Source organism: Shewanella sp. 10N.286.52.A9, assembly GCF_041468985.1.
In the GTDB taxonomy this organism is placed as follows: domain Bacteria; phylum Pseudomonadota; class Gammaproteobacteria; order Enterobacterales; family Shewanellaceae; genus Shewanella; species Shewanella japonica.
Genome location: NZ_JBFRJQ010000009.1, coordinates 20,334 through 45,584 on the forward strand (window position 1 = coordinate 20,334; position 25,251 = coordinate 45,584).

Genomic DNA, 25,251 nt, shown 5'->3' on the forward strand with positions numbered 1-25,251 from the left:
TTGATGGCGAATTCATTAACAGAGGCTAGTTCTTCAATTGCTGCTGAAATTAGTACCAAGAAAACCCACACTAAAACGGCTGAGCGTGGTGCTTTTTATTACGGTAATGACATGATTCATTATGATGTGATCCGTAAATCACAAAGCAGCAAGGTTAACTCTAGTAAAGCTGTTGCTCGTAAGGTGGTGATAAAGGTGCATCCCGATCAACGTGTGGTTGCAACAGTGCCACATGATGCTACCGAGGATTCGATTCAACAGGCTATGCTTAAACGTGCCAGATGGATTTGGCAAAATATTGAAGAATTTGCTAAGCAAAAAGATTACGTTTTACCCAAACGCTATGTCAGCGGTGAACCCCAGTTTTACTTAGGCAGACGCTATGTTTTAAAAGTGCTAATAGATTCTGAGCAAGTGTCTAACGTTAAGCTTAGTCGTGGTAAATTGAACGTAACCTTACGTAAAGATTTTGATGATCGGGTGGTTAAAGTTAAGCCATTAGTAGACAAATGGTATCAACATAAAGCTAAAGCAATTTTTCATGAACGCCTAAATAAAATGCTGCCTAAATCGTCATGGGTAACAGGCATTCCATCCTTTAGAGTGATGGCTATGAAAAAGCAATGGGGAAGCTGTTCTGCTAAAGGTAACCTAATGCTCAACCCTCATCTAATTAAAGCCCCTAAAGAATGTATTGATTACGTGATATTACATGAGCTATGCCATATTGCCGAGCACAACCACAGCGAAAAGTTTTGGCGATTGCTTACTCAAGTGATGCCCAACTGGAAAGAAGTTAAAGCCAAACTGGATGATATGGCGGAGTTGTATTTAAATGAATAAAGATGAATTAAAGTTACTTTGTAAAAGCGAGAACAGAGTCTGCCCTATGCCCCCGCAATGGGCCAAGTTTGAAGAACTTATTGCTAAAATATCAGACGAAAAACCACCTCATTCACTAATTTTAGGCTCTTGGTTTGAATCAAGTGATAAAAAGATAGCGAGAGTCCAAGAGCAAATTGATTGGGCTGATGAAAGGGGTTTATTGAATGTTGCAATTGAATATTTGAACGGTCTAACAGAAAGTCAGTGGTATAAGGGGTTTATTAGAAGATCATGAGTAAACATAATGAGCATTCGTCATATAGAGAAAAATTAATAGAGCATTTATTTGCTGGTGAACTACTGAAGCTCTCGTGGCTTGAGCATCACTGTGGGCTTGAGATAGCAAAGCCCGAAGTGGATAATTCTGGTTATGACATCATTGTGGAGTGCTATGGGATAATTAGACATATTCAATTAAAAGCATCTCACATTTCGTCCTCAACTACTCAACAAAAAGTTCATGTCAAATTAGCTGACAAACCATCAGGGTGTATGGTTTGGGTTATTTTTGATGAGGTCACATTAACTTTAGATCATTTCCTATTCTACGGGGATAAAGCTGGAGAACCATTACCTAGCTTAGATAGCCTTAAAGTAGCAAAACATTCCAAAGGTAATAAAGATGGAATAAAAGCTGAAAGGCCAAACATTCGAGTGATAAATAAAGGACAATTCAAGACTGTTAAATCAGTTGGAGAACTATTTAACCTACTATTTTGTAATGAGCTATCTAACATAGAGGGCGAAGTATTTTTACCTCAAAACTTAGTTCCTGCTGATCATGATAATGAATTTAAGAAACTACATCGAATAGAAAAGTGGTCTAATAAGCCATGGCAGAAAAATTCACAGTTGATTAAAGCCTTTCTTGAACTTAATTCAGTTCAAACCAATATCACTCTTGACCAACTGTTTGACCATTGTATTAAATGTTATGGCGGGGTATTGAATGAATGGAAGAATAACTTCAACTCTATGAAATCAGATCATGGCAATTCACACGGAAGAGTATTTATAACTGTAGAAAATGAAGTTCAAATGTATGACTATGTGAGAAAGGAAATAAATAAATTTAGTTGGTAATCTGGTAACAGTTTACGCTGCTTTTTTAAGGTGGCATTCGTTAGATAAAAATGAAGATGACATTATATAGAATTCACCAGCAGACTTACCACTACCTGCGGCAAAGTGTTTAATTAGATATTCGTAGGCGTTACCAATAATATCAAGAGAGCCAACACGACTTGGGCGTAAGTTAAGAATGTCTTTACCAAAGTCTTCTAATAGGTGGCGGAGAATGTCGTTCTTTTGTTTTTCTTGACCTAGCTTATCAGTGTTAAAGCTAATATCTTGGAAAACATTTTTCAGCTTAGTGCCATTCGCTTCTTCAATGGCATGTAGTGCTTGGTCAATACGTTGGCCGTTGCCTACTTCATGAAGTTTCTCGTATAGATCCCAAAACTTGCACCTGTAGGTAATACAAAGTGTTGCTTCGCCATCATTGCGTGAATCAGCTCAGGGTTATCACCATATTGCTCTACAAGCTTGTCGTATTCATCTTGGTATACATCAGAGATGTACTTTAAGAACAACATGGTTAAGATGAAGTCTTTATAAATAGAAGGGTCTACTGTTCCTCTGAAGGTATCGCAGGCAGCCCATACCGCCTTGTTAATTTCATCTTGATTTTACCATCTTTTAAGTCCTTAATTTAAATTCTGTCTAGCCCTGATTATCAGAGCCTAATAATTCTTTAGCGATGCCTTGCATCTGTTTTGCTCTGTTCTCAATTAGAGCACTTAACACCTGTTTTTCTTGTTTCACTTTGCTATCAAACCCAACGATAGCGTGCTGCTTTTCGAGAGTTGGAATAACAAGTGGAGCGGCTTCTAATACAGCTCGTCTAATGCTTGTTTGTGAGCTACCTTCAGCAGAATTTGCAAAGTACCGCTGGGCACCATCTTGATTTAGCTGCCAGGCTACAAATTCAGGTAACACTGATTTATCAGTTACTTGAATTAAAAAATAGTGGGGTGCGCAAACCGTTGGTTTATCAATCTCGCCAACACAACCTGCTAAGTTACGACCACCACGAGCCGCAAACAGCACATCGCCTTTTTGTAACCAGTCAGGTGTTTTACGCCCTGTAATATTTGTGCGAATGAGTTGATGCCACTGTATGATCCCGTCGTTATCAATATCCCTGTTCTGCACAACATAAGTGTTACTTTCCGTGTCTTCAGGTATCTTTCCCCTAAAAGGGTGGCCAGCTTTCACAATCGCAATATCAGATAATGTTTTATTCATTCGTAATTGCACCATATAAATGATGCAATTAAGATAGCGAGGGATGATTATTTAGCTAATACTTATTTTGCATCTTTTGAATGATGCATTTTATTTGTGGTTAACGTTGACGGTTTAGGAGGTATGTTTTTAGCAAAATTGTTTTGTATTGATTTTAGGAGTGGCGTAAATAGGAAGTTTAAAGTGCACTGGTTTTATCTATTTCAGGCAGTAGTTCTGTTAAGTCACATTCAAGTGCTTTAGCGATAGCGCATAACTTAATAACAGTAACGTTAACTGTACCGTTTTCAACTCGACTTAAATAGCTCTGATTTAAACCTGAATCAAATGATAATTCAGCTTGGCTTTTATCTTTGAAGACTCTCATCATCTTGATATTTTTACCTAATTTTTTCGCAAAATCGTCCATTGGTTTGTCTCAAACACAAAAGACTAAATATCCCACATTGCGTTGTTTTACACGATTGCATATAATCCTAAATAATGCATATATGCATATTTAAGGTGTTTTTATTATATTTATTGAGGTTTATGCATGGAAAAATTCGAATTAGACAAAACAGTCATCCAAATTTTGTCTATGCCCAACGTCAATCACTTCACTGCAACTGAAATAAGAACGGCATATATAGCGATCAAGCAGGATGCTGAACTTAACCCAACGGTATCCCGTCGTTTCGTTTATGAAGAGCTTTTAAAATTAACCAGAAGGGGTTGGTTAGTAAGAAGCACAACTAAGAAGAAAGGGCTTACTCGTTACACCAAAAGCGACTTGTTTGATCACGCAATTTTAAAAGAAATGGTATCGCTAATGCCGTATGAAGAAGTAAGCGCGACTTCACCTGTCAGTTACTCCCAAATGCTCATTCAACGGCTAAATCAATACAACTCCGCGCTATTAGAAGGCTTAGGTGCGATAAAAGAGTATGTCGCATTGAAAGATATATATCCTGAACAGCATGACGATTTAAAAGGTCGTTACATGGCAGTTCAGGAAAACAACCACATCTTAAAAGGGAAAATTTCAGTTTTAAACGAACTTATTAAATCAACAAAAGAGAACGAATAAATGAAACTAAGAAATTGGCAGTCAGAGTGCATTCACTTTGCAATTTCTAAATATAAGTTAAAGAAGCACTTTTTAGCCCTTGCTACTCCTGGTGCTGGCAAAACAGTGATGGCTTCTGTATTAGCTAAATTGATGTATGACCAAGGTGACATTGATCTTGTGCTTTGCTTTTCTCCTTCTTCAATCGTCGCGCATGACTTTAGTGAAGCGTTAGGTGAACAATTCGAAGCAGATTTTGACGGCACCATCGGCGCATTGGGCAATTCATTCACTTATCAGGCACTGGGCACAATAGATAATAAGGTCTGGCGCTTATTTGAAAAGTATCGCGTGTTTGTGATCTTTGATGAGATCCATCATTGTGCAGGTTCAAATATAAAAGATGCTAACGCTTGGGGTAAGCCGATCATAACAACGATTAAACAAAAAGCGGCTTACACAATCGCATTAACTGGCACACCGTGGCGATCCGATGCTCAGCCTATAGCACTGGCTGACTACTGCAATGAGTCAGGGCAAATACAATGTGATTATGTATATGGCTTAAAACAAGCTATTTCTGACAATGTATGTCGAATACCGCAAGTAGTTGCATTAGATAATGACAAGATCACAGTTGTTGAGGGTGATGAAACAAGCCACTTCACAAGCTTTATAGAGCTGCTATCACAATCAATTGTTCCTTACTCAGAGATAGTGACAAACACGAGCGTAATAGAGCAACTATTAATCCACTCTAGTCACAAGCTAAATGAGCTTCGCGGCGTTAACAAAGAAGCAGGAGGGTTGATCGTTGCCTCATCCATTGCTCATGCTTGGCAAATACAACTAATTTTGAAGCAGACTATTGGTGAAAGTGCTGTTGTTGTCACGAGTGATGAAGGCAACGGAAATGATCTCATAAAATCTTTCAGATATAGCCAAGAGAAGTGGATCATCAGTGTTGGCATGATATCAGAAGGCACGAATATCCCACGCCTTCAGGTGTGCAGTTACCTTTCAAACGTAAAAACAGAGATGAATTACCGCCAAGTGTTGGGGCGTTTACTACGCATTACTGATGCGCCAAATCAACAGGCAATTTTATTTATGCCAGCAGAGCCAAATCTTGTTGAGTATGCTTATCGCGTGGCTCAAGACATCCCTGATGAATTAACAAAAGTAAGATTTGCACAGATGGATGAAGAGATCATCGCAGAAGCACCTGCGTTAGATGAAGGCGACGACATTGACGATAGTGACAGTCATGCAATCATTAGTGCTAACAAACCAACTATCAGCATTGGTGATACAACAATTAATTTAGATGAAAGGCTCACGTCGTTTAATGATATGCCATCAAGTGAATTAGATATTTCAATCGATAAAATCATAGGGATCTTTGGTCAGTTTAATCATAAAGAGCTTGAAATCGATGGCTTCGAACAATTGATCATCTCAGAGCAATCAATGAAGAAGCTTAGCCAGTTTAGTTCAGAAGCATTTTAAAAAAATGGAGTTGTTATGATTCATAAACCTCATGGCTGGGTAATTTTAAAATTCACCAATAAAGGTGATGTATTTTTTAAAATCTTTGCGAGTTGGCGCGGTGGCTATTCAGATGGAGATTCTTGGCGACTCAGCTCTGGCTCTAATAAACCTCCTGTTTTATCAAAATGTGGAAAGTGTTGGGAATGGTCGCAAGAGTCAGGCTCTTGTTATCATCTTCCTTTACATGGTGAAGATGGATATACATTTTATACAGCCAAATCCTCGCAAATATTATTCTTCAGTCTGGAGAAAATGATGTTTTCATTGAAAGAGTGAAGTTGTCTGCAATACTAACTTAACTTGGTTTCATGTTTACATGATTTGCTATCTGAGACATTGTAATTGAAGATTTTTGTAAAGGTTTGGGTATAAAAATAGGCTTTTAGATACTAATAAATATAGATTCTATTAATATATTTCTTATTTATAAAGTAAATTTAGCCTTTCAATTTGGCATACTAGAGCAGCCCAGTACCAATGACTGTCCCATTCTCCTCGCGCACTCAAACACTTGACCCAGAAAACTGTTTTAGTGGTTCACATAAAAATGCAGAGTAGTTCCACTAGACCGGAATACGCATAAGCCGAGCATACTAGTATCACCATTAAATACAACCTTATGGTTGCACTAAATAATAATACTATATAGGAAGCTGAACAAGGATATAAGCCAAATAGTACATAAGGCAACATGAACGGACGGACAGTATCAATTTCTTTTTTGAAAAGCCATTTACCCCATATAATGGTTCGAGTCTGGGAGGGGCCACCAATTTTGATAAGCCGCTTAAAGAAATTTAAGCGGCTTTTTCATGTCTATTTTTCAACAAAATGGAGTTCAACACTCCCAATCAAATAGTCACAGCTTATAACGTTGACCTTTCATGAGCTTTGTCTTTGACTGCTTTGGCAATCTCTAAATGAGTTTGAGCTGCCGTAATCGCTCTGACCGCTCTAGACTTAAACTCTCGTTGATAAAGGGTATATACCACCAGCAAGCTCGCCACAATCAATAGCATAGGGTTCCAGAACCAACACAGCGCCGCCATTGAGAAATAATAAGAGCGTAGACCATAATTATAGGAATGAGCAGCCTGATCACCTACAGTGGCCATTTGTCGGGAATAGGCAGCTAAATTTTTATTTTGACCTGTTGGGTCTATGGGTGCTGCGCCTATCATCACATTCAAAAAGCCATATTGACGCATTGACCAAGTAAATTGAAAAAAAGCTAATACAAAAATACCCGCAAGCAAAGCGAGCTTAACTTGCACTAATGCATGATTGGGCTCTGCAGCAAATGGTATCGAGCTAATGACGTCTTCAAGTCGCTCTACTTGCGCAAACAGCGTTAACACACCTGCTAAGACCAGTAAGGTTGTCGAGGCAAAAAATGCGATATTTCGTTCTAAATTGGCCAATAAAGACGCTTCACCTACGCGGATCTCCTTGGTCATAACCTCTGCCATCCAATGAATTCGGTGTTGGTGTAAGCATCGAGCAATACAGTTAGTATTTTTTGCTTTTTTTCGAGCAAAAATGGTGTATCCCACCCAACAAAGGAAGAAACAGACAAGCGCTAAAATATCGAATAAAGAAAAAAGCATCGCTCTCAATTGGTTATTGGTGATGTGTTTAATTATGCATCACATTCTCTAACGCTTAAACCGCTTTATTAATAAAACATTATTCGGTTAATTGAGCGGTTAGTGTTACGTATTCAATCTATTTGCTGTAAACGCGCTACTGCATATAACGCTAAACGCTCGATAAAAAGAGAAACGCTTTATATTGAAACGCAAACATACTTCATTTCAAGGTACTCATCCAAACCGTGTCTGGATCCCTCTCGACCAATACCAGAAGACTTAATCCCACCAAACGGAGCAACTTCAGTTGAAATCAGCCCTGTATTAACCCCAACCATGCCAAACTCTAACGCCTCTGAAACCCGATAAACTAAACTAATGTCGTTTGCATAAAAATATGCAGCTAAACCAAAATCTGTATCATTAGCCATTTCTATCACTTGTGCTTCATCATCAAACTCAAAAATAGGGGCGATGGGTCCAAAGGTTTCTTCTTTTGCTACTAACATGTTTTGCTGGCAATTGCTTATCACTGTGGGAGCAAAAAAGTGACCAGACTCTGTAAGTGGCTGACCACCAACTAATACTTTGCCATTAAGTGATAAGGCATTAGCAATGTGCGATTTGGCTTTATCAACGGCATCTTGGTTTATCAGTGGTCCAATATCAGTCTCTACATCAAAGCCATCTCCTACATTAAGCGCTGTAACCGCTTTGACGAACTTCTCAGTAAACTGTTCTATGATCCCTGATTGCACATAGATACGGTTTGCACAAACGCATGTTTGCCCAGCATTTCTAAACTTAGCTTGTATCGCCCCTGCTACAGCAGCTTCAAGATCTGCATCATTGAACACAATAAAAGGCGCATTGCCGCCAAGCTCTAGTGATAACTTTTTTACTGTGGGGGCGCATTGTTGCATTAATTTAACCCCCACGGCTGTTGAGCCAGTAAAAGATAACTTTCTTACCTGATGACTTTCACACAAGATTTGACCTACTTTCTTTGCCTCTCCGATAACCACATTAAACACCCCGTTAGGAATTCCTGCCCTATGAGCAAGCTCGGCTAGTGCAAGTGCAGTTAATGGCGTTTGTGGTGCGGGTTTGACAATCATGCTGCAGCCTGCGGCTAATGCTGGTGCAGCTTTGCGAGTAATCATTGCTAAGGGGAAGTTCCATGGCGTAATAGCCGCAGTCACACCTATGGCTTGCTTTATGACGGTTATGCGTTTGTCTGATTGGTGCCCCGGAATTGTCTCTCCATAGACACGCTTTGCTTCCTCAGCAAACCACTCAATAAATGATGCGCCATAATTCACTTCAGCTTGAGCTTCCGCGAGGGGTTTTCCCTGCTCTAACGTCATAATCCTGGCAAGGTCGTCACTATGCTGCAGTATAAGCTGATGCCACTTGAGCAGTATTTGTTGGCGTGCTTTAGCCGTTAACGCTTGCCAAGGGGCTAATGCCTGCTGCGCTGCGCTAATCGCAGAATGAACTTGTGATTCACTAAGTTGTGGCACACAGGCAACAAGCTCATTGGTAGCGGGATTGATTACATCTTGAGTAAAACCAGAATCCCCATCAATCCATTGACCATTAACATAAGCTTGTTGACGAAAAAGAAAGGCATCTTGAACTCGGTGCATAGCATGACCTTTTAACGAAAATAAGTACCTAACCAACACTCAAAAACTGACTCATCAATAATTGGGATGGCTCACTCGAATAAGTTAATAGTAACTAAGTTTCATAGACATAACGACCCAAGATCAATTGTGTATTCAATGATGCTTCAAATGTCGTGCTTCAGCGATGTGATCTAACCATCATCCAACGTATTAATGCCCTAAATGGATTGCAATCTTATATCAGCGGAGTATCTTTATTATTGATAGTGTGTCTTTAAAGGATTGAAATTAAAAGGATCGATATATGCTTGAAACGGGTTTTAAAGTACTCTTTGTATTAGTTTTTTTTGTCATTGCTTACAAACTTATTTTTTCAGGTTCTCGTGGACTAACAATATTTGAAATGCATTTCAAAGAAGGGAAACTGAATAAACATTCGGGCAAAATACCTGAACGTTTCTCAAGAGAATGTAAAGCCATAGCAAAAGCTGAAAAGTTAACTTGTACAGTACGTGCTGAAAAGCAAGGTGATGTCAGATTACACGTATCTGCCAACGTATCAGATAAGTTAACCCAACGAATTAGAAATGTGTTTCCATTTGAATATTACGATAAAAAACAGCCTGATAATTCAAAATTAAAAGGCTGAATGCGATACTACTAAGGTTATTGTCTTCTTAATAACCTTAGTTTTGCTCAATCTGCTATAGATATTTTAGACAGTTAGCTAGCTTTTAAATAACTCTTTTAAATAACTCTTTTAAATAACTCTTTTTAATAACTCTTTTTAATAACTCTTTTAAATAACTCTTTTAATAACTATGGTTGCTTTTGAATAACCAAAGTCACTTGGGCAACTGTTACCCCAAACTTAATAATATCGCTTTTGTTAATGATAGTATTTTCATCCACTAAGAACATCCAGTCATCAAAGTGCACTTCATATTCTGACTCATCTACAATCAAGTTCATGTCATAAGCCCAACGTAACGCACTGCCCTTAGCTTCGCCTGTAGCAATACCTAAAATATCGTTAGCCTTTCCTTCATATTGGCCATTACCTAAATCGGTAATATGCCAAATTCGGGTTTGTTTTTCCCCATCATCATAAATAAATCGCTCGTCAATAATACCTTGATTATCTTGCCAGCTAGCATCCATCGAGACTGTAAATTTACGAGTCACAGTGCCTGAAAAATCCTGAACAATGCCGGCAGCAGTCAATTTACCAGCAAAAAACTGCTGCAAATCCAATACAGGGGTAGTTTTATCGTAATCCTCGATTGAAGCCGATGAGCAAGACATTAAAGATAAAGCTGCCAAGGTTGCTATGCAAAATGACTTTATTCTATTTAGTTGAGTCATTATTTATTGGCTCCAATTAATTGCTGTCTAAGTTCTGGTCTACTGGTTTGCTCCGAAAGCCAAATATCCAAAAATGCGGCAGCAAACCCCGGTTCTTGAATAATTGGTAATGCTTGCTCATTGAAGTAAAACTGGCCTCTATCTTGGCTGTGCATCATAAAACTTAATCTATCGCCTTCCTTAACATCTGGCCATGCTTGTTCGATCTGCTGTTGTAATCGAACAATTTCTTCACTGTCGATACCTATGTGCTGCCATTGGTCGACCGTCGCTTCAATCAAATCTTCAGCATCAATGTCGCGGTGATATTCAATCTCAAGCTTTAAAGGAAATTGGTCTTGTTGGTATTCCCCATCTACAGACATCAATTTTGCGCTATAAATAGAAAACCACAGTAAGTCCATATCTGCCTGCCCTACCATTTTCAACACACTTGATTCATTAGTATCTTGTTTAGTCGCAGGCATTGATTCTTGAACTGTTATAGCTGTCGTTGCAGCTTCAAAATCAGCGGTAACTGCGGCTGAAGAAAATGGGCTCAGAGTCAGGCATAAAGTCGCAGCGATTGTTCGCAAAGAATTCTTAGTATCATGTTTAATATTAAAACTGGCTAACCAACGTTTTTTTGTCGTTATTGATGACGTTAACATTGCCGCTCTACTATATAGTTTCATGCTCCTTCCTCCTTTATGACAGTTGATTAAAGGCGTTATTTGAATAGTGTTTGACTTGCTTTAGACCGATAGATTTTGCTAGATGCAAAAAAGATGGAAACAACACAAACCAAATAACAAACAATACAATCGCTGTTGTAGCAGTTCCTTGAGGTAAGGTCACTGCCCCAAGGTTAGCACCACCGATATAACTTAAGCTGCCAAATACGCCACCTAGCAGTGCTTGAATAGCAACGGGCAAATGGTTAAACAGTGCCAGACTGTAATTTAATGAGATAGCAAAATATGCCCAAAGTAGCCCTAACCAAATAGGGAATGAAGCGAACTCAAATATTCCAAATACCGTCAGCAATGAGTCGACTAAACAGCCCGCTAAGGCGCTTACCAGCATAACCTTAAGGTCCCACTTCTTTTGCTGACTCACCACAAAATGCCATACGATTAACAATGCGGGTATGACAATTAATTGGTTTCCGGCTAATACACCGGCCCACCAAATAACCTGAAATGCACAAGCATTAATAATGTTAGTATGGCTTTTCATTGTTAAGCACCGCTTGCTAAAGCAGTACGATACTTGGGACGAACAGCCACCAAATGCACCGCACTCGTAGTGCGCTCTAAAAAGCCACCTTCGCAATAACTTAGATAAAACTTCCACATACGAATAAAGTCTTCACCGTACCCAAGCTGTTTAACTTTTTGCTGCGCGTGATCAAAACGTTGATGCCAGTGAAGTAATGTTTGTGCGTAATCTTTCCCCATGTCATCAATTGACCAAACAACCATATCGGTTTGTTTTGCAACATGTTTGTTCATTTCACTTACTGATGGTAAACAGCCACCAGGGAATATGTAACGTTGAATAAAATCAACACCTTTTCGATAGCTGTCATAGCGCTGATCGGCAATAGTAATAGCCTGAATAAGCATTCTTCCTTCAGGCTTTAATAAGGTTTCAAGCTTCTTAAAGAAGCTCGGTAAATACTCATGACCCACCGCTTCAATCATTTCTATCGATACAACCCGGTCATATTCACCTGTCAATAATCGATAATCTTGTTTAAGTAAGGTAATACGATCACTCAAGCCTTCTTGCTCGACTCTGTTAGCTGCGTATTCATACTGAGCGTCTGAAATTGTGGTTGTGGTGACATTGACATCAAAGTGTTTCGCTGCGTAAATCGCTAACGCTCCCCAACCCGTTCCCACTTCAAGCAATGTTTGGCCAGGTTTTAAATCCAATCGCTCACAAATGGTGTGCAATTTGTGTAGTTGCGCTTCTTCTAGGCTGGCGCTGTTATGCGGATATAACGCACTTGAATAGAGCATTTCTTTATCCAGAAATTGCTCATACATTGCATTACCTAGGTCATAATGCGCTAGAATATTACGCTTAGAGCCTGATGTAGAGTTACGGTTGAATACGTGTTTGATGCGATTAACACCAACACTAAACCATGAAAAGTAGCGCTCAATATTGTCTAAAAGTGCAAGGTTTCGAGCAAACAATTGAACCACTTTAGTCAAGTCTGGACTAGACCAATGCCCTTGGATGTAGGCTTCACCAGCGCCAATTGAACCACCCCAAATAATTTGCTTGTAAAAACTAGGATGAGAGACTTGGATAGTGGCATGTAAATCTGAATCAAAATTGCCAAAACTCACACTTTGTTCTGCGCTAGCTTGATCATCGGAGCTCACAATCGTTAGATAGCCATCAGAAAGGTGCGTTAATGCTTTTAATAAAATTTTCTTGGCAAAACCTTCGGAAATAGTTGCTTGAGCTAAGTTGGCACCTGTTGCTGTATTTTCCATATCACTCTCCGCGTCCTACGTTAATCTGTTTATCATTATGATGTTGATATACGTAACAAGTTGTCATTTGGTTTAATTTAAGTTTGCGGGTGAACCACAAACGGGATCCGCTTTACAAACAGTTTTAAAGCTTGCCAATAAATACCCCACATTATTTTCACTGTCATAATAGGAAACCCTATCAACATCTTGCGAATGTTTGCGGCAGTAAATGTTCGACGCTTTAAGTAAAGACTCGCATCAAATAGTTTGTTATTAGCGTCATCTCGGTTTTGAATCGTGACGTTAAGTCGCTTACTGGGTGGGGTAATTTTCCATTGATAATGCATATCAAGATCAAGAAAAGGCGAAACATGGAACACTTTATCAGTGTGTTGAGTATCTTGCAGGTCCACTAAATAACAATGTCGCTCATCCCATGGTGTATTACTCACCTCTGCGAGCATATAGATAGGTTCGCCGTCTTGATAGCAAAAGTAAAAGTTAACAGGACTGAAGTAAAAGCCAAAATGCCTGATTTGCCCAGCAAAGATAACCGAGTCACATTGAGTGCTAGCCCCCAACTGTGTAATGGTCCAAAACACTCGATGCTTTAAGCCAGCCTCAGGAGACATAACATCACAATCAGCCATTAATTCAATCACTGCTTCATTAGAAAATTGGCTAGTAAGATTGTTTAAATAATCGCTTGGATTAAACTTCAGCAAACTCCATTTAGACAAACCAAAAATTTTACTGATTTTTTCTAGTTGGTTAACCTCATCTAAATCTATTGCCATCAAAGCCATCTCATATTCAAAAGAATGAGATTTAGGCGTAAACCGTCTGTGGGTTACCTCGCCTTGGTAAATACCACTATGGAATTTGTCAGACTTTACCACTGATGTCATAGGCTAATACCGAAGTTATTACATACATCTAAGCCACTGCGCACACCATCTTCGTGAAAGCCGTTATACCAATATGCACCAGCAAAATGAGTATGACGCACGCCACAAATTCGGCTTCGCTCTTTTTGAGCTGCCATACTCGCTTCATTAAATACCGGATGAGCATAGTTAAATTTGCGAAGAATTTTACTCTCATCAATCAAATGAGTTTGATTTAAGGTGACACAAAAGGTGGGGGCATCTTTAGGAAGACGCTGCAATATGTTCATATTGTAAGTCACACTGGCGGGTTTATTCGCAATATCACTCGCATCAACCCCTTGTAAACGATAATTCCAGCTTGCCCATGCTGCTTTTCGCTTTGGCAATAGGTTCACATCGGTGTGTAATACAACTTCATTATCTTGATAAGCCATCGCCCCCAGAACTTGACGCTCATCTTCAGAAGCGTCAGTTAGCATAGCTAGCGCTTGGTCACTGTGACAAGCCAATATGACTTCATCGAAGTACTGCACTTCTCCATCGTTAATTTTTATATTGACCCCATCATGCTTACGTTCAATTGACGTTACCGGAGAATTGAGAAACAAGCGCTGTTTGAATGGTTCAATAAGTGCAGGAATATAACTACGAGAGCCACCTTCAAGTACATACCACTGCGGACGGTCGCTGATATTCAACAATCCGTGATGATGGAAGAATCGAATGAAAAATCGTAACGAGAAGGCACGCATATCGTTAATGCTGGCAGACCAAATGGCGGCGCCCATAGGTAAAATGTAGTGTTCACTGAAAAAATCAGAAAACCCTTGGCTATCTAAAAACTCGCCTAACGTGTCAATTTGATAGTCTTCTGCATCATAAATGGCTTTACATTGATTATTAAACTTAACGATTTCAGCTAGAAATCGATAAAAATCAGGTTTTAATAAGTTACGACGCTGAGCAAACATGCTCCAAAGCGTGTGGCCATTGTACTCTAAACCTGTTTGGGTGTTTTGAACGCTGAAACTCATTTCTGTAGGCAAAGACTTTACATCTAAACGTGCCATTAATTTCTGAAATCTTGGATAAGTACGGTCATTAAATACAATAAAACCACTATCAATGGCGTAGGGTTTCCCTCCCACCTCGACATCAATTGTTGCCGTGTGCCCACCGATATAGTCATTCGCTTCAAATACAGTCACTTCATGTAATTGACTGAGTAAATGAGCACATGTTAACCCTGAAATACCTGATCCAACCACTGCAATTTTTTTCATATTAATCCTTTATGATTATTATTGTTTTAGACCATTTATACTGTTCTAGAGGTCAAAATCTCAGTTTTAACCATTTTAAGAGTGCTTCTGCGCTTTAGGCGCAAGTAAATTGTTAATCAATCCCGAAGGTAAACAAGCTAAACATTTCAAGATATAGGTAAAACGTTTAGGGAAATGAATCTCATCACGACCTTTTTTCAATCCACTAAAAATATCAATAGCCGCTTGTTGCGCAGAGATTTTCATCGGCATCGAAAAATCGTTTTTATCAGTTAGTGGCGTTGATACAAAGCCTGGGCATATCACACTGACTCCAATATCGTGTTGTGTTAAATCTAACCGCAAGCTACTTGCAAGGTAATTAACAGCGGCTTTTGACGCGCCGTAAGCTTCCGCACGAGGGAAAGGTAAATAGGTCGCACTTGAGCTCATTAAACCGATACGGCCATGAGCAGCAATAAGTGGTAAAAAAAACTGTAAACAATACCCCATTGCAATCAGATTAGTGTTAATCACTCTTTCAAATAAAGCGCCATCAAATTGAAGCGGATTATCTATATACTCACAACTCCCCGCATTGAGAACAACGGTTGTTAGCGTTAATCCTTTATTATTCAGCATAGTGCTAAGTTGCATTGATGCTTGTTCTATTTGATATTTATCATTGATATCAAACACTAACGGATATGCACCGCCAATGGTGTTGAGCGATTGCTCATTTCTACCACACGCAAACACATGGTATCCCAGCTCAATATAATGACGTGCTAACGCAAGCCCAATACCAGAACTTGCACCTGTGATTAAAATCGCTTCCTGTTTAGCTGTATTGGTTTTCATGACGATGCCCTAGACTTAACCATCCGAATCAATTTTCCCAATAGTGGAATGGGTTCATATAGCATCTGGCCAAGATCGAAGTAATCACGGTGAGAATAGATTTTATCTGTGAATTGCAGATGGCTCATGCCTTCAACATTAATAGGCTGGCCATGATTCAGCTTAGAATGCTGGTAAGTCATGATCCAAAAAACTGAAGCTTGGCTTGCAGAGGCACTTACTTGCTGTATATCAAAGTTGATAGCCTCAACATTGGCATACATGTTCGCAAAGTACTGGGTCAGATCAGCTAATCCTTCTACTTTATGTAGTGGATCTTGAAACACGATATTCTCACTGTAGACCTGATTCAGAAGGTGCAAAGTATTCTTATTGAGCTGTTGATACATGTTAATGAAGTCATCAACAATTTGCGCCTGAACAGGCGTATCGAAATTCATCGGCTCAGGTAACTCACTAACGGTATTAGTGCTACTGTGCATTTAACTCTCCTTGAACCATTTCACTAAACATCATGTTTAATTTTTAAAAGCTGAAGTACAGTAAACAAAAAGCAATTAAAACGAATAGTTATCTATTGATAATAAGCTTAGTTACTGGATTTGTCTTAAAAATAATCAAACAAAACCTAAATATTTTATATACCCTTAAGTACGTTGAATTAGCTTCTAAAGATCAAAAAAAAGCACCTAGGTTACCCTAGGTGCTTTTTACTAATGCTATTCAGCTAAATGATCAACTTAGTATTGATTCACCAGCTTGCCAAAATTGACTGAATAGCTTATTGATAGCCTCTTACAGCAATTGGGTTCCAATGCTTTTCAACTTCATCTTTAATAAACATCTGTTTAGCTTCACTTAGTTTAGCTTCATTAATTCCCACAGCGGCATGTGCTGACTCTTTCGAGCTAATATCTGGATACTCAACCTTGTCCACTTTAAGACCTGCTAATACTTGTGCAAGTACCGCTCTTGCCATTTTAGCTTGAGATGTTGCTCGGCTCAGCAGCATACGGCCTTCGTCTGGGTTATGGGCATATAAACCGTGTGAAGCCATCGCAAAGTCCCAGTGCCATTGACCATGCCTAATAGACATAATCGCACTATTCATTTGCTCCCAATTAGCACCAGCATCCCAAGCTGCTTTCGCTTCATAATGGGCTTTCACTAACAAGCCTTCAACCTCACGAGCCATTGCTTCAATTTCATGCTTATCAGCATCAAGCTGGGCTGTGATCGCTTCTTTGCTTTCATGGCACGCTATACATGTCTTATCAAAGTGCGGTAATGCTTTATCCACTTTATGGTTGGTAAACTCTTCACCTTTTGCATTTTCTTCAACTGGCATGTGGCAAGTAATACAAGTCACATTCGCCTCTGCATGTTTACTGCGGCTCCAGTGTTCAAACTCAGGATGACGCGCCTTCAGTATCGGCGTTTTAGAAATAGGATGGATCCACTCATAAAATCGGCGAGTATCGTAGTATTTTAAAATGTTGTCAGTATCACTGCCAAAAATCCATGGCATGTTAACGACGTTACTTTTTTCAGGTTGGAAGTAGTAAGTCACATGACATTGACCACATACTTGTGCCCCTTGCATTGATGCATCTTGTTTTTCAAACGGAATACCTGTTTTGCTCATTGCATTTTGAGCATGCGGACGAGGTAGTGCGAGTTCAGCACTGCCATCTACATGACAATCAGTACAGTAAACAACACTATTTATCTCCGTACCTAAGTCAGTAAAGTTAGACGCTGAATACCCTTCAAACCCCATCTCTTTAATTAAACGAGGTGCATCAGGTGTTTTACATGTCCAACAGCTTGCTGACGTGCCTTTTTCACCTTCCTTAGGTGGCACGCCAGTGCGTAATGTGTGGGTGACATCTGCAACCGCAAATTGGTGCCCACGGGGACTGTGATACTCTTTGGCAAATGAAGAGCCTGCCCATAAGATAATGTTAGCAGGGTAACTTGCTAACATATCTTCTCGCTCTGTTTGCTCTTCTGTTTCGGCCCAAGTTTTATATTGGTCAGGAAACTTAGTTTGATTGATATCTGTTTTGGCGCTTGCAGCGAAGCATGAAGCTAAGCCCAATACAGCAACAAAACTCGCTACACACTTTTTAGTCATCCCCAACACCTTGCTGTTATGTTGTTTAAACAAAGCTAATTGCTTATTCACAGTTTTTCCTTCCAACGTAATAAAATGTCATAGCTCATCAGGCTATTAACCAGGTCGTCCATCAATTCTTGGACGAGATAAAATAGGACTATAATGCCAAACGAATAGCGCAAAGGCCGTAAACCAAAAGCCACCCGCAATCCATAACCAAACCTGTGTATTAGCCGGCATAAGTAGCGGCATCACCGCTCGAAATAAAGCTGCAATAGGTAGGCACGCAAATGCTAATACCATGTTTGGACCTTGATAAATGTTTCTGCTGGTATGTCCAAGTGACACCCTTGAAATCATTGATAAGCACAATGAAGCTAAACAGCCAATGGCAAACAGGTGCAATAGACTCCGATAGGCAAATTCATCATTGATAAACCAACCTAAACCCAACAATGAAATAGGCAAGGATAGATACGATAGATGTAATGACCATAGCATTGGCTCTTTCACTGTTTTGTGCGGTAACCAGCGGCTGATTCTGACTAAGTGCAATACGCCAGCACTTAGCAATAGCACTTGCTCAACCGCTATTGGAAAGATTTCAAAAATGGCTTGTATAACAAGCGTAATCATTAACACAAGTAAGCTTTTCTCAATGGCAAAAATTGGTTCAGCTTTTGGCAGCTTTACTCTCATCGCCGTGAAAAAAGGAATGACTCGACCACCTACTATCGTAATCAACAAAGCCAACCAAAATAACATTCCTTGCCAAATTTGATTAGCTAAAATGAAATTACGTTCTTGTAATGCGTAATAACTCACAAGATTAACCACAAGCGCCACTGTAAGCATGATAGAAAAACCAATATTTTGCCATTGCTTCACACGATAAACATTCCGCCACATGGTGAAGGCAGCAATGCCTAAAAACACGCTATCAAAAAAAGCAGGTAAAAATAGTGGAATATCAAAAGGCAATAACAACAATAGTCTGGCTAAAAACCAACTGGTAAATGTTAAAGCCAACATAGGCCCTTTCAAGCTAGGTTGATTAGTCCAAGTTTGTACTGCCGTCAGTAAAAAACCGCACACGATAGCCATTGCAAAGCCAAATAACAGTTCATGTGGATGCCACCATAAAGGCAATACATTTGACCAAAATTGACTATTAAACAAACTGTATTCGGGAATGTACCAACCCATTAACCACAATGGAATATAAAGCATAGCTAACGCTGCACCGCCTAAGAAAAAAGGCCTAAATGCTAATCGCCATATTGCTGCGGTTTTTTCAGTTTCTGCCGGATCGTCAATATTTAGCATGATATTCAAACCTTTTAACTTAACGTGAGGAACCACTTAAAGATGTATTTAAAATATATGTTTATTGTATGTTGTTAATTCCATTCCAGCAATCATTAAAAATGGTCAGTGTTACTAACCTAGTTGAAACTGTGATCTCTCGCAAATAAAGGCAATGAACTATTTTGATGACTTCGGTTTAAGTTAGATTTGAAAAGGCAGTGTTAACAAAAAAAGCCACTTAAAAGTGGCTTGTATTGATAAAAATTAGATAAGGCATTAACGCTTTAGCGAACTTAATACTTCTATAGCTCGCTTGCGTGCAAAGCTGTGCTCAACAATAGGCGAAGGATAGTTCACTGACTTGGCTTGCTTATCACTAAACAAATCATCAAACATTTGAGTGTCTTTAGTAAAGGTAGGTTGGTGAATTGTTTTTAGCAGCGCATCTTTCAATTCAGGTACATAGTGTTTAATAAAACTCGCATCGGGATCGAACTTACTGCTTTGATTCATCGGGTTAAACACTCTAAAATAAGGTTGTGCATCGCAACCTGTTCCTGCCGACCATTGCCAACCACCATTATTCGCGGCTAAATCACCATCAATTAAATGTTGTCTAAAATAGCGCTCTCCCCACCGCCAATCTACGAGTAAGTGCTTGGTTAAAAAACTTGCCACCACCATTCTTAATCGATTATGCATCCAACCAGTTTGATTAAGTTGCCTCATGGCAGCATCAACAATCGGGTAACCTGTTCGTCCTTCACACCAAGCAGAAAACTCTTCAATGTTATTCCGCCATTGAACGGAATCTCCTTTCTCATTAAAGCTTTTTTCTTTTGATAGCCTTGGAAAAGCCACTAATAAATGACGATAAAACTCACGCCATGCCAGTTCATTAATCCAAGTTTTCGCAGGACTAGTGTCGTCCACCAGCGCTTCAGGAAATCGATTAAGGGCAGAGGCTAAACACTGCTTAGCACTAATCACTCCAATCGCTAAATAGGGGGATAATTTACTGGTACTGTCTAAAGCAGGGAAATCTCGCTCTAAATGGTAATCTTGAATACTCTGCGAGCAAAATTGCTCTAAAATGCGTTTCGCCTCTCCTTCCCCTGCACGCCAAAGATGACTCGACTTTTTTTCTGCATCAAAGACAATTGCACTTGGCTCGGGTAAGGCCGCAGCAATTGGTTTCGGAACAGCAAGCGGTGCTATAGCCATACCTGCAGTAATCTCACGCCACTTTTTAGAAAAGGGAGTAAAAACTTTATACATTTGCCCTGATAGGTTGTTCACACAACCAGCGTTAACAATGCAATCTTGAGCCACAAAATCAATTGGAAGTCCTAATTTAAGCAGCTTCTCATCACGTTGACGTTCATTAATTTCGGGCTCTTGAGTTGCAAACACTTTTTCTATTTGGTGTTGCGCCAAAAACGATGGCATCCACTCAACAACATCATCAAATAAAGGAAGGTGCACTACGTGAAGTTTAACCCCAAGTGTTGCTAACCCTTTGGCTAAAATATTGACATGTCGTTCAATAAAATCAATTTGAATAGGAGCAACATCATGGCGGCGCCACTGCTCTGTGCTGACAACGTACAAGGCTTCAACTTGTTCGTTGTTCACTTTTATTGGACTTGATAACGCAGATTTCGCGTAAGCAAATGCTTCACAAAGCGCTAGGTTGTCAGCAAGACGCAAGTCCTGCCTGAACCAAATGAGTGTTTTCATCATTAAGCCTCTATCTCAATAGGAACAATTATTAATATTATCAGTGAGATAAATTTAGTAGGCGTAACGTAGTCGTAATGCCTCAGGATGAGGATTTAGGTACACCTGGCCTTCAATGTAAGGCGTTGGGTACTCACGTAAGTAATGGTTAATCAAGGTTATTGGTACCAACAAAGGCAACACACCTTCACGGTACTTCATAATTGATTCGCTCAACTCTTGCTTTTGCTCTTTTGACAGATGTTTTTTAAAGTATCCTTGAATATGTTGCAATGTGCTGGTGTGATTTTTTCGTGACGCGATAAGTTTCAGCGCCGTCATAAACCCTTCAAAATAAGTTTGAGCTGACTCATTTAGATCTTCTATGTTGGCTAATATTGGACCTAAATCTCGATACCATTGTGGGCTATGCGCCATGAGTAAATACTTGTAACGAGCATGAAACTGCATCAGTTTGTGCTTTGTCCAACCTTCAGCCTGTAAACAATGCCATTCATGATATGCATAAACACGAGTAATGAAGTTTTCTTTGAGTAAAGGGTCATGTAAACGCCCTTCTTCTTCGACTGGAAGATGAGGATATTTGTCCATCAGCTTTTTGGCAAAAACACCCACGCCACTTTTAGTCCCGTTATTGGTGCCGTATTTATATTCGATAACACGTTCCATACCGCAAGTCGGTGATTTAGCGCAGAGAATATATCCGCCAATAAAATCGAGCTCGCCAACTCGTTTTTCGCTGTATTCGTTTAATTTATCAGTAACATCGATTGAACCGTCTGCACTTTTGACGAAAATTTTATCGCCATCACGCTCTTGACGTATACTTTTTCGTGGGGCCCCCATTCCAATTGCCATTTCAGGACATACACTGATGTAGTCAAAAAATGGTGCTAGGTCGATATTACAATAGTTAGAATTTTTATGGCCGCCATCAAAACGCACTTTTTGACCTAATAGGCAGCTGCTAATACCAATTTGAATTTTTTCAGGGTTAAAGATTTCTTTGTTCACGATACAACTCCTTGTGGCTTAATAAGCATTACGTCATGTCATGCTATTGAGATCACTTGTGTCTTTAAATATTAGTCTTTAACTCATTAAATTATAATAAAAAGTAAAATTAATTTATTCTCAAAGTAACATTAGCGAGAATTAGCCCATTACGGGCTAATTCTTATTATTAGTCTGCCTACTTAGCAGAATGCTTACCAAATTTTTCCAAGCCCCACACAAGTCCAATACCCACCAATAAACAGGCAATAGCGGCAAACAGTTGTGACGACTCCCCAGTTAATTGCTCAAACTGCATCGGTGATAAATTTTGCTCAGTTAGAGGGACTTGCTCACCTTTCGAATTTTCACGCCAAGTTAGTACTTCTTTCCATGGCCAGATTTTCCCTAAGGTGCCCAGCATCAATCCAGTTAAAAATAGCAATGTCTCATCATGAAATTTACGTAACATGGCAGACAATACGTGGCTAAAGCTCAATAAACCTGCCACGCAGCCTAATGCAAAACACGCAAGCATAAGCACATCAAAGCTTTTAGCTGCCGCTAATACCGCAGGATAAAGTCCTAGAAGTAATAAAATAAAACTACCTGAGATCCCTGGTAAAATCATGGCGCAAATGGCAATGCAGCCTGCAAAGAAAAAGGTAAGGTAACTGACATCAAGTTCAATAGGGTTAAGTACGGTGATAAACCAGGCGAACGCCACACCGAGTACAAACAAGATACAACGTATCAAATTAATCCTGCTCACCTGTTTGAGCATATGCACAACGGAAAAGAGAATAAGCCCAAAAAAGAACGACCACACAGGGATTGGATGATTTGTCAGTAACCATGAGATGAGCTTAGCCAGTGTAAAAATACTGGTCAGAATACCGCCAAAAACAGCGACTAGAAATGGACCGTTAATATGTAAAAAAGCCGCTTTGATACCTTGCTGTTTTATCACTCCAAACAAAGACGGATTGATCTTTCGAATACCGTCTAAAAGTGGATCTAAAATCCCTGTGATAAACGCAATCGTGCCGCCTGATACGCCCGGTACAACATCCGCGGCGCCCATCGCCATTCCTTTGAAAAAATTTAATAGTTGCTGCAAAGCTAATCCTTAATAAAACGCTGAATTTAATTATTTAAAATTGCATTACCTTGTCAAAACATGCGCTTTGACTCAGTGGTAGCTTGTATGATGTTCTTGATGCGCCCTATGACCTAGGCCTATGAGTAAAGTTCTCAAGCCTCATCATTAATTTAAATAAATTATACCTCGATATTCTCTAATCTCTGTCATTAATCTTTTTTCAATTTCCTTGGCATATGTGCAAGGCGTTACAAGGATGTTAAACTAACCCAAACCAACTCATCAGACCAGATGTCAAAATAATTCTAATAAGAGAAGGATCGATATGAGCAACAAGCCTAACCATGTATTAGCTTTATATAACAAAGTAACCAAATACCCATTCGGGAATAAAATTTTCTCGATTATGGTGTCACGTATGGCTCCCTATTTTGCCACGGTAAAGCCTCTCGTTACTGAACTAAAAGTCAATCGCTGTGCTTGTTTAATCAAAAAGCGCAAAGCTGTGCACAATCATATTAAAACTGTACATGTGATTGCTATTTGTAATGGCTTAGAAATGGCAATGGGTGTGATGGCCGAAGCATCGATACCTAAGCACCTACGCTGGATCCCAAAAGGAATGACAGTCGATTATACCGCCAAGGCAGGCAGTGATATTTTATGTGTTGCAGAAGTCACACCCGAACAATGGCAAGTTGGTGACTTACTGGTTCCTGTCAATGCCTATGACACCGATGGTAATGTGGTTGTTCGCGGCACAATTAAATTGTGGATCTCTGAAAAACCACAAAAATAAGCCTTTCTATTACAGCCTAGCTGTTGCTATCTTTTTGATTCAGTGACTGTTAGGCTTTTAATCATCGATCACCACACAAAAACAATATGAATAGCGAAATGGATTCTGCAGCTCATATTAGTACGCCTACCAGCGTCACCAATACTGGCCCAAATCAAGTCAATACCATCAACGAAAGCCACGGAAACCGTAACCATAATATCGACGCCTTAAGGGGATTAGCTATTCTTGGCATCTTATTCATGAATATATTTTTTATGAATGATAGTTTTTACGGTTATGCCCCGCATTTAATACAGCCAAAGATGGATATATTCACAGAGGTAGTTAGTAATGTATTTCTGGAAGGCCGATTTTTAAGCCTTCTTTCCATCTTATTTGGTGCAGGTTTATTGGTGCAATTTCAGCGCTATGAATCGCAAAGTCTACCTGCTTACCCATTAATGAAAAAACGCCTCTTATGGCTTATGTTAATTGGGCTAATGCACGGCGTATTTATTTGGGCTGGCGATATATTATTAACTTACGGTATCAGCGCTTTTTTAGCGCTTAATTATATCAATAGCGATCTCGAAATACTCAAAAAGCGCGCAACTCAATTTGTTGCTCTTTCACTCATTTTAGTCGCTTTGTTTAGTTTAACAATTGAAGATGATCTGTACTTTCGGGGCTCCGAACTGCACCTTGAGCAATTACAAGAATGGTCAGCTGGCTATCTCAACACCGTAATATTGCAGCTTATTCAAGTGGGATTCATGCTTATCATAACGCCCTTTACACTCGTTTGGTTTATTGGCGGCTTGATGATGTGGGGAATGGCGCTTTACAGGCAAGGAATATTTGAACACGGGTTAGATAGAGTCACGTTACTAAAATGCATTACGTGGACCATTATATTCTCTGTTATTGATACTTTATTGGGTTTTTCATCTAATCCGGTGCTAAAAGAGCTCTCCGCAGCCACAGTGATAATAAGTGCCATTCCCATGGCGATGATTTATATCCATTTGATCGTTAACCTGTGCAAAAACAGTCCACATGCATTAAGTCGTTTGCAAGATGTCGGTAAACTAGCCTTGAGTTGTTACATTATCCAATCCGTTATTGGCGTGATATTATTTCGCTATATTATTCAATACTATGCACCTGAATTACATTTGATAATGAATAGAATTGATTACGTCTTTATTGCTGGGATAATCATTGGATTACAGCTAGTGTTTGCCCCATTGTATTTGCGGTTCTTCAAGCAAGGGCCATTAGAAGCATTATGGCGAAATCGAGTTCGCCATAGTCAAAACAAGATGACCTCACAGTGAGCTACCTT

At 39.5% G+C, this 25,251-nt stretch carries 28 protein-coding genes; 9 read left to right on the forward strand and 19 right to left on the reverse strand.

What is annotated here, in order from left to right:
* Positions 1-3 precede the first annotated feature (3 nt).
* From AB4128_RS08415 to AB4128_RS08425, 3 genes are read left to right on the forward strand one after another with little or no spacing between them, the layout of a single operon-like run.
* Complete coding sequence (locus AB4128_RS08415; protein WP_102519384.1) at positions 4-843, forward strand: M48 family metallopeptidase; 840 nt, start codon at positions 4-6, stop codon at positions 841-843.
* Positions 836-1,120 (forward strand): hypothetical protein, encoded by a 285-nt coding sequence (locus AB4128_RS08420; protein ID WP_102519323.1) that lies wholly within the window; start codon positions 836-838, stop codon positions 1,118-1,120. Before AB4128_RS08415 ends, AB4128_RS08420 begins: the two co-directional genes overlap by 8 nt.
* The gene (locus tag AB4128_RS08425; protein WP_198589263.1) at positions 1,117-1,968 is read left to right on the forward strand and encodes a hypothetical protein; all 852 of its coding nucleotides are present in this window, start codon (positions 1,117-1,119) and stop codon (positions 1,966-1,968) included. Before AB4128_RS08420 ends, AB4128_RS08425 begins: the two co-directional genes overlap by 4 nt.
* 12 nt (positions 1,969-1,980) lie before the next feature.
* Here the strand turns inward: AB4128_RS08425 and AB4128_RS08430 are convergent, their stop codons facing one another.
* From AB4128_RS08430 to AB4128_RS08445, 4 genes are all read right to left on the reverse strand, one after another.
* On the reverse strand, positions 1,981-2,364 hold the full coding sequence (locus AB4128_RS08430; protein ID WP_372037483.1) for an N-6 DNA methylase: 384 nt from the start codon (positions 2,362-2,364) through the stop codon (positions 1,981-1,983).
* Positions 2,313-2,561 carry a type I restriction-modification system subunit M N-terminal domain-containing protein gene (locus tag AB4128_RS08435; protein WP_372037484.1) on the reverse strand — a complete coding sequence of 83 codons (249 nt, stop codon included), beginning with the start codon at positions 2,559-2,561 and terminating at the stop codon, positions 2,313-2,315. The genes AB4128_RS08430 and AB4128_RS08435 overlap by 52 nt, the downstream gene beginning before the upstream one ends.
* A gap of 46 nt (positions 2,562-2,607) precedes the next feature.
* Positions 2,608-3,192: a restriction endonuclease subunit S gene (locus AB4128_RS08440; protein WP_372037437.1), complete on the reverse strand. Its 585-nt coding sequence runs from the start codon at positions 3,190-3,192 to the stop codon at positions 2,608-2,610.
* A gap of 178 nt (positions 3,193-3,370) precedes the next feature.
* Entirely contained in the window at positions 3,371-3,601 is a 231-nt protein-coding gene (locus tag AB4128_RS08445; RefSeq protein ID WP_102519325.1) for a helix-turn-helix domain-containing protein, read from the reverse strand.
* A gap of 126 nt (positions 3,602-3,727) precedes the next feature.
* Here AB4128_RS08445 and AB4128_RS08450 point away from each other — a divergent pair, with 126 nt between their 5' ends.
* From AB4128_RS08450 to AB4128_RS08460, 3 genes are read left to right on the forward strand one after another with little or no spacing between them, the layout of a single operon-like run.
* The gene (locus tag AB4128_RS08450) at positions 3,728-4,261 is read left to right on the forward strand and encodes a hypothetical protein (protein WP_102519326.1); all 534 of its coding nucleotides are present in this window, start codon (positions 3,728-3,730) and stop codon (positions 4,259-4,261) included.
* Positions 4,262-5,749 carry a DEAD/DEAH box helicase gene (locus tag AB4128_RS08455; protein ID WP_102519327.1) on the forward strand — a complete coding sequence of 496 codons (1,488 nt, stop codon included), beginning with the start codon at positions 4,262-4,264 and terminating at the stop codon, positions 5,747-5,749.
* 15 nt (positions 5,750-5,764) lie between these two features.
* On the forward strand, positions 5,765-6,067 hold the full coding sequence (locus AB4128_RS08460; protein ID WP_372037438.1) for a hypothetical protein: 303 nt from the start codon (positions 5,765-5,767) through the stop codon (positions 6,065-6,067).
* A 590-nt stretch (positions 6,068-6,657) separates the two neighbouring features.
* On the opposite strand, the gene AB4128_RS08465 is transcribed toward AB4128_RS08460, so the two are convergent.
* Together AB4128_RS08465 and AB4128_RS08470 are read right to left on the reverse strand one after the other, a co-directional pair.
* The gene (locus AB4128_RS08465; RefSeq protein WP_055024256.1) at positions 6,658-7,398 is read right to left on the reverse strand and encodes a DUF599 domain-containing protein; all 741 of its coding nucleotides are present in this window, start codon (positions 7,396-7,398) and stop codon (positions 6,658-6,660) included.
* Between the two features lie 179 nt (positions 7,399-7,577).
* Positions 7,578-9,029 carry an NAD-dependent succinate-semialdehyde dehydrogenase gene (locus tag AB4128_RS08470; protein ID WP_372037439.1) on the reverse strand — a complete coding sequence of 484 codons (1,452 nt, stop codon included), beginning with the start codon at positions 9,027-9,029 and terminating at the stop codon, positions 7,578-7,580.
* Between the two features lie 286 nt (positions 9,030-9,315).
* Between AB4128_RS08470 and AB4128_RS08475 the strand changes: the two genes are divergently transcribed.
* The gene (locus AB4128_RS08475) at positions 9,316-9,660 is read left to right on the forward strand and encodes a DUF3634 family protein (protein WP_065109015.1); all 345 of its coding nucleotides are present in this window, start codon (positions 9,316-9,318) and stop codon (positions 9,658-9,660) included.
* Positions 9,661-9,830: 170 nt separating this feature from the next.
* On the opposite strand, the gene AB4128_RS08480 is transcribed toward AB4128_RS08475, so the two are convergent.
* The 13 genes from AB4128_RS08480 to AB4128_RS08540 form a co-directional block, all read right to left on the reverse strand.
* Positions 9,831-10,376, reverse strand: a complete 546-nt coding sequence (locus AB4128_RS08480) for a DUF3833 domain-containing protein (protein ID WP_065109014.1) — start codon at positions 10,374-10,376, stop codon at positions 9,831-9,833.
* Positions 10,376-11,050 carry a chalcone isomerase family protein gene (locus AB4128_RS08485; protein ID WP_372037440.1) on the reverse strand — a complete coding sequence of 225 codons (675 nt, stop codon included), beginning with the start codon at positions 11,048-11,050 and terminating at the stop codon, positions 10,376-10,378. The genes AB4128_RS08480 and AB4128_RS08485 overlap by 1 nt, the downstream gene beginning before the upstream one ends.
* A gap of 13 nt (positions 11,051-11,063) precedes the next feature.
* Positions 11,064-11,594: a DUF2878 domain-containing protein gene (locus tag AB4128_RS08490; RefSeq protein WP_372037441.1), complete on the reverse strand. Its 531-nt coding sequence runs from the start codon at positions 11,592-11,594 to the stop codon at positions 11,064-11,066.
* A gap of 2 nt (positions 11,595-11,596) precedes the next feature.
* Complete coding sequence (locus AB4128_RS08495) at positions 11,597-12,868, reverse strand: cyclopropane-fatty-acyl-phospholipid synthase family protein (protein ID WP_055024262.1); 1,272 nt, start codon at positions 12,866-12,868, stop codon at positions 11,597-11,599.
* 77 nt (positions 12,869-12,945) lie between these two features.
* Positions 12,946-13,758 carry a DUF1365 domain-containing protein gene (locus tag AB4128_RS08500; RefSeq protein WP_372037442.1) on the reverse strand — a complete coding sequence of 271 codons (813 nt, stop codon included), beginning with the start codon at positions 13,756-13,758 and terminating at the stop codon, positions 12,946-12,948.
* Entirely contained in the window at positions 13,755-15,023 is a 1,269-nt protein-coding gene (locus tag AB4128_RS08505) for an NAD(P)/FAD-dependent oxidoreductase (RefSeq protein ID WP_055024264.1), read from the reverse strand. The genes AB4128_RS08500 and AB4128_RS08505 overlap by 4 nt, the downstream gene beginning before the upstream one ends.
* A gap of 75 nt (positions 15,024-15,098) precedes the next feature.
* The gene (locus AB4128_RS08510; RefSeq protein WP_080915185.1) at positions 15,099-15,863 is read right to left on the reverse strand and encodes an SDR family NAD(P)-dependent oxidoreductase; all 765 of its coding nucleotides are present in this window, start codon (positions 15,861-15,863) and stop codon (positions 15,099-15,101) included.
* The gene (locus AB4128_RS08515; protein ID WP_055024364.1) at positions 15,860-16,303 is read right to left on the reverse strand and encodes a nuclear transport factor 2 family protein; all 444 of its coding nucleotides are present in this window, start codon (positions 16,301-16,303) and stop codon (positions 15,860-15,862) included. Before AB4128_RS08515 ends, AB4128_RS08510 begins: the two co-directional genes overlap by 4 nt.
* A gap of 341 nt (positions 16,304-16,644) precedes the next feature.
* Complete coding sequence (locus AB4128_RS08520) at positions 16,645-18,000, reverse strand: ammonia-forming cytochrome c nitrite reductase subunit c552 (RefSeq protein ID WP_080917413.1); 1,356 nt, start codon at positions 17,998-18,000, stop codon at positions 16,645-16,647.
* 96 nt (positions 18,001-18,096) lie between these two features.
* On the reverse strand, positions 18,097-19,308 hold the full coding sequence (locus tag AB4128_RS08525) for an NnrS family protein (RefSeq protein ID WP_119968932.1): 1,212 nt from the start codon (positions 19,306-19,308) through the stop codon (positions 18,097-18,099).
* 258 nt (positions 19,309-19,566) lie between these two features.
* Positions 19,567-21,033, reverse strand: coding sequence for a deoxyribodipyrimidine photo-lyase (phrB, locus tag AB4128_RS08530; RefSeq protein ID WP_372037443.1), 1,467 nt, complete (start codon positions 21,031-21,033; stop codon positions 19,567-19,569).
* Positions 21,034-21,084: 51 nt separating this feature from the next.
* Complete coding sequence (locus tag AB4128_RS08535) at positions 21,085-22,044, reverse strand: DUF523 and DUF1722 domain-containing protein (RefSeq protein ID WP_372037444.1); 960 nt, start codon at positions 22,042-22,044, stop codon at positions 21,085-21,087.
* 178 nt (positions 22,045-22,222) lie between these two features.
* Positions 22,223-23,113: a DUF368 domain-containing protein gene (locus AB4128_RS08540; RefSeq protein WP_372037485.1), complete on the reverse strand. Its 891-nt coding sequence runs from the start codon at positions 23,111-23,113 to the stop codon at positions 22,223-22,225.
* 337 nt (positions 23,114-23,450) lie between these two features.
* On the opposite strand from AB4128_RS08540, the gene AB4128_RS08545 reads away from it, so the two are divergent.
* Together AB4128_RS08545 and AB4128_RS08550 are read left to right on the forward strand one after the other, a co-directional pair.
* Positions 23,451-23,924, forward strand: a complete 474-nt coding sequence (locus AB4128_RS08545; protein WP_055024269.1) for a hotdog fold domain-containing protein — start codon at positions 23,451-23,453, stop codon at positions 23,922-23,924.
* A gap of 98 nt (positions 23,925-24,022) precedes the next feature.
* The gene (locus tag AB4128_RS08550; protein ID WP_372037445.1) at positions 24,023-25,243 is read left to right on the forward strand and encodes a DUF418 domain-containing protein; all 1,221 of its coding nucleotides are present in this window, start codon (positions 24,023-24,025) and stop codon (positions 25,241-25,243) included.
* Positions 25,244-25,251: the final 8 nt, after the last annotated feature.

Bases quoted from the DNA above. Each gene is read 5' to 3' on its own strand.
- AB4128_RS08415 (WP_102519384.1), top strand. From the start codon at position 4: ATGGCGAATTCATTAACAGAGGCTAGTTCTTCAATTGCTGCTGAAATT.
- AB4128_RS08420 (WP_102519323.1), top strand. From the start codon at position 836: ATGAATAAAGATGAATTAAAGTTACTTTGTAAAAGCGAGAACAGAGTC.
- AB4128_RS08425 (WP_198589263.1), top strand. From the start codon at position 1,117: ATGAGTAAACATAATGAGCATTCGTCATATAGAGAAAAATTAATAGAG.
- AB4128_RS08440 (WP_372037437.1), bottom strand. From the start codon at position 3,192: ATGAATAAAACATTATCTGATATTGCGATTGTGAAAGCTGGCCACCCT.
- AB4128_RS08445 (WP_102519325.1), bottom strand. From the start codon at position 3,601: ATGGACGATTTTGCGAAAAAATTAGGTAAAAATATCAAGATGATGAGA.
- AB4128_RS08450 (WP_102519326.1), top strand. From the start codon at position 3,728: ATGGAAAAATTCGAATTAGACAAAACAGTCATCCAAATTTTGTCTATG.
- AB4128_RS08455 (WP_102519327.1), top strand. From the start codon at position 4,262: ATGAAACTAAGAAATTGGCAGTCAGAGTGCATTCACTTTGCAATTTCT.
- AB4128_RS08460 (WP_372037438.1), top strand. From the start codon at position 5,765: ATGATTCATAAACCTCATGGCTGGGTAATTTTAAAATTCACCAATAAA.
- AB4128_RS08465 (WP_055024256.1), bottom strand. From the start codon at position 7,398: ATGCTTTTTTCTTTATTCGATATTTTAGCGCTTGTCTGTTTCTTCCTT.
- AB4128_RS08470 (WP_372037439.1), bottom strand. From the start codon at position 9,029: ATGCACCGAGTTCAAGATGCCTTTCTTTTTCGTCAACAAGCTTATGTT.
- AB4128_RS08475 (WP_065109015.1), top strand. From the start codon at position 9,316: ATGCTTGAAACGGGTTTTAAAGTACTCTTTGTATTAGTTTTTTTTGTC.
- AB4128_RS08480 (WP_065109014.1), bottom strand. From the start codon at position 10,376: ATGACTCAACTAAATAGAATAAAGTCATTTTGCATAGCAACCTTGGCA.
- AB4128_RS08485 (WP_372037440.1), bottom strand. From the start codon at position 11,050: ATGAAACTATATAGTAGAGCGGCAATGTTAACGTCATCAATAACGACA.
- AB4128_RS08490 (WP_372037441.1), bottom strand. From the start codon at position 11,594: ATGAAAAGCCATACTAACATTATTAATGCTTGTGCATTTCAGGTTATT.
- AB4128_RS08495 (WP_055024262.1), bottom strand. From the start codon at position 12,868: ATGGAAAATACAGCAACAGGTGCCAACTTAGCTCAAGCAACTATTTCC.
- AB4128_RS08500 (WP_372037442.1), bottom strand. From the start codon at position 13,758: ATGACATCAGTGGTAAAGTCTGACAAATTCCATAGTGGTATTTACCAA.
- AB4128_RS08505 (WP_055024264.1), bottom strand. From the start codon at position 15,023: ATGAAAAAAATTGCAGTGGTTGGATCAGGTATTTCAGGGTTAACATGT.
- AB4128_RS08510 (WP_080915185.1), bottom strand. From the start codon at position 15,863: ATGAAAACCAATACAGCTAAACAGGAAGCGATTTTAATCACAGGTGCA.
- AB4128_RS08515 (WP_055024364.1), bottom strand. From the start codon at position 16,303: ATGAATTTCGATACGCCTGTTCAGGCGCAAATTGTTGATGACTTCATT.
- AB4128_RS08520 (WP_080917413.1), bottom strand. From the start codon at position 18,000: ATGACTAAAAAGTGTGTAGCGAGTTTTGTTGCTGTATTGGGCTTAGCT.
- AB4128_RS08525 (WP_119968932.1), bottom strand. From the start codon at position 19,308: ATGCTAAATATTGACGATCCGGCAGAAACTGAAAAAACCGCAGCAATA.
- phrB (WP_372037443.1), bottom strand. From the start codon at position 21,033: ATGATGAAAACACTCATTTGGTTCAGGCAGGACTTGCGTCTTGCTGAC.
- AB4128_RS08540 (WP_372037485.1), bottom strand. From the start codon at position 23,113: ATGGCGATGGGCGCCGCGGATGTTGTACCGGGCGTATCAGGCGGCACG.
- AB4128_RS08545 (WP_055024269.1), top strand. From the start codon at position 23,451: ATGAGCAACAAGCCTAACCATGTATTAGCTTTATATAACAAAGTAACC.
- AB4128_RS08550 (WP_372037445.1), top strand. From the start codon at position 24,023: ATGGATTCTGCAGCTCATATTAGTACGCCTACCAGCGTCACCAATACT.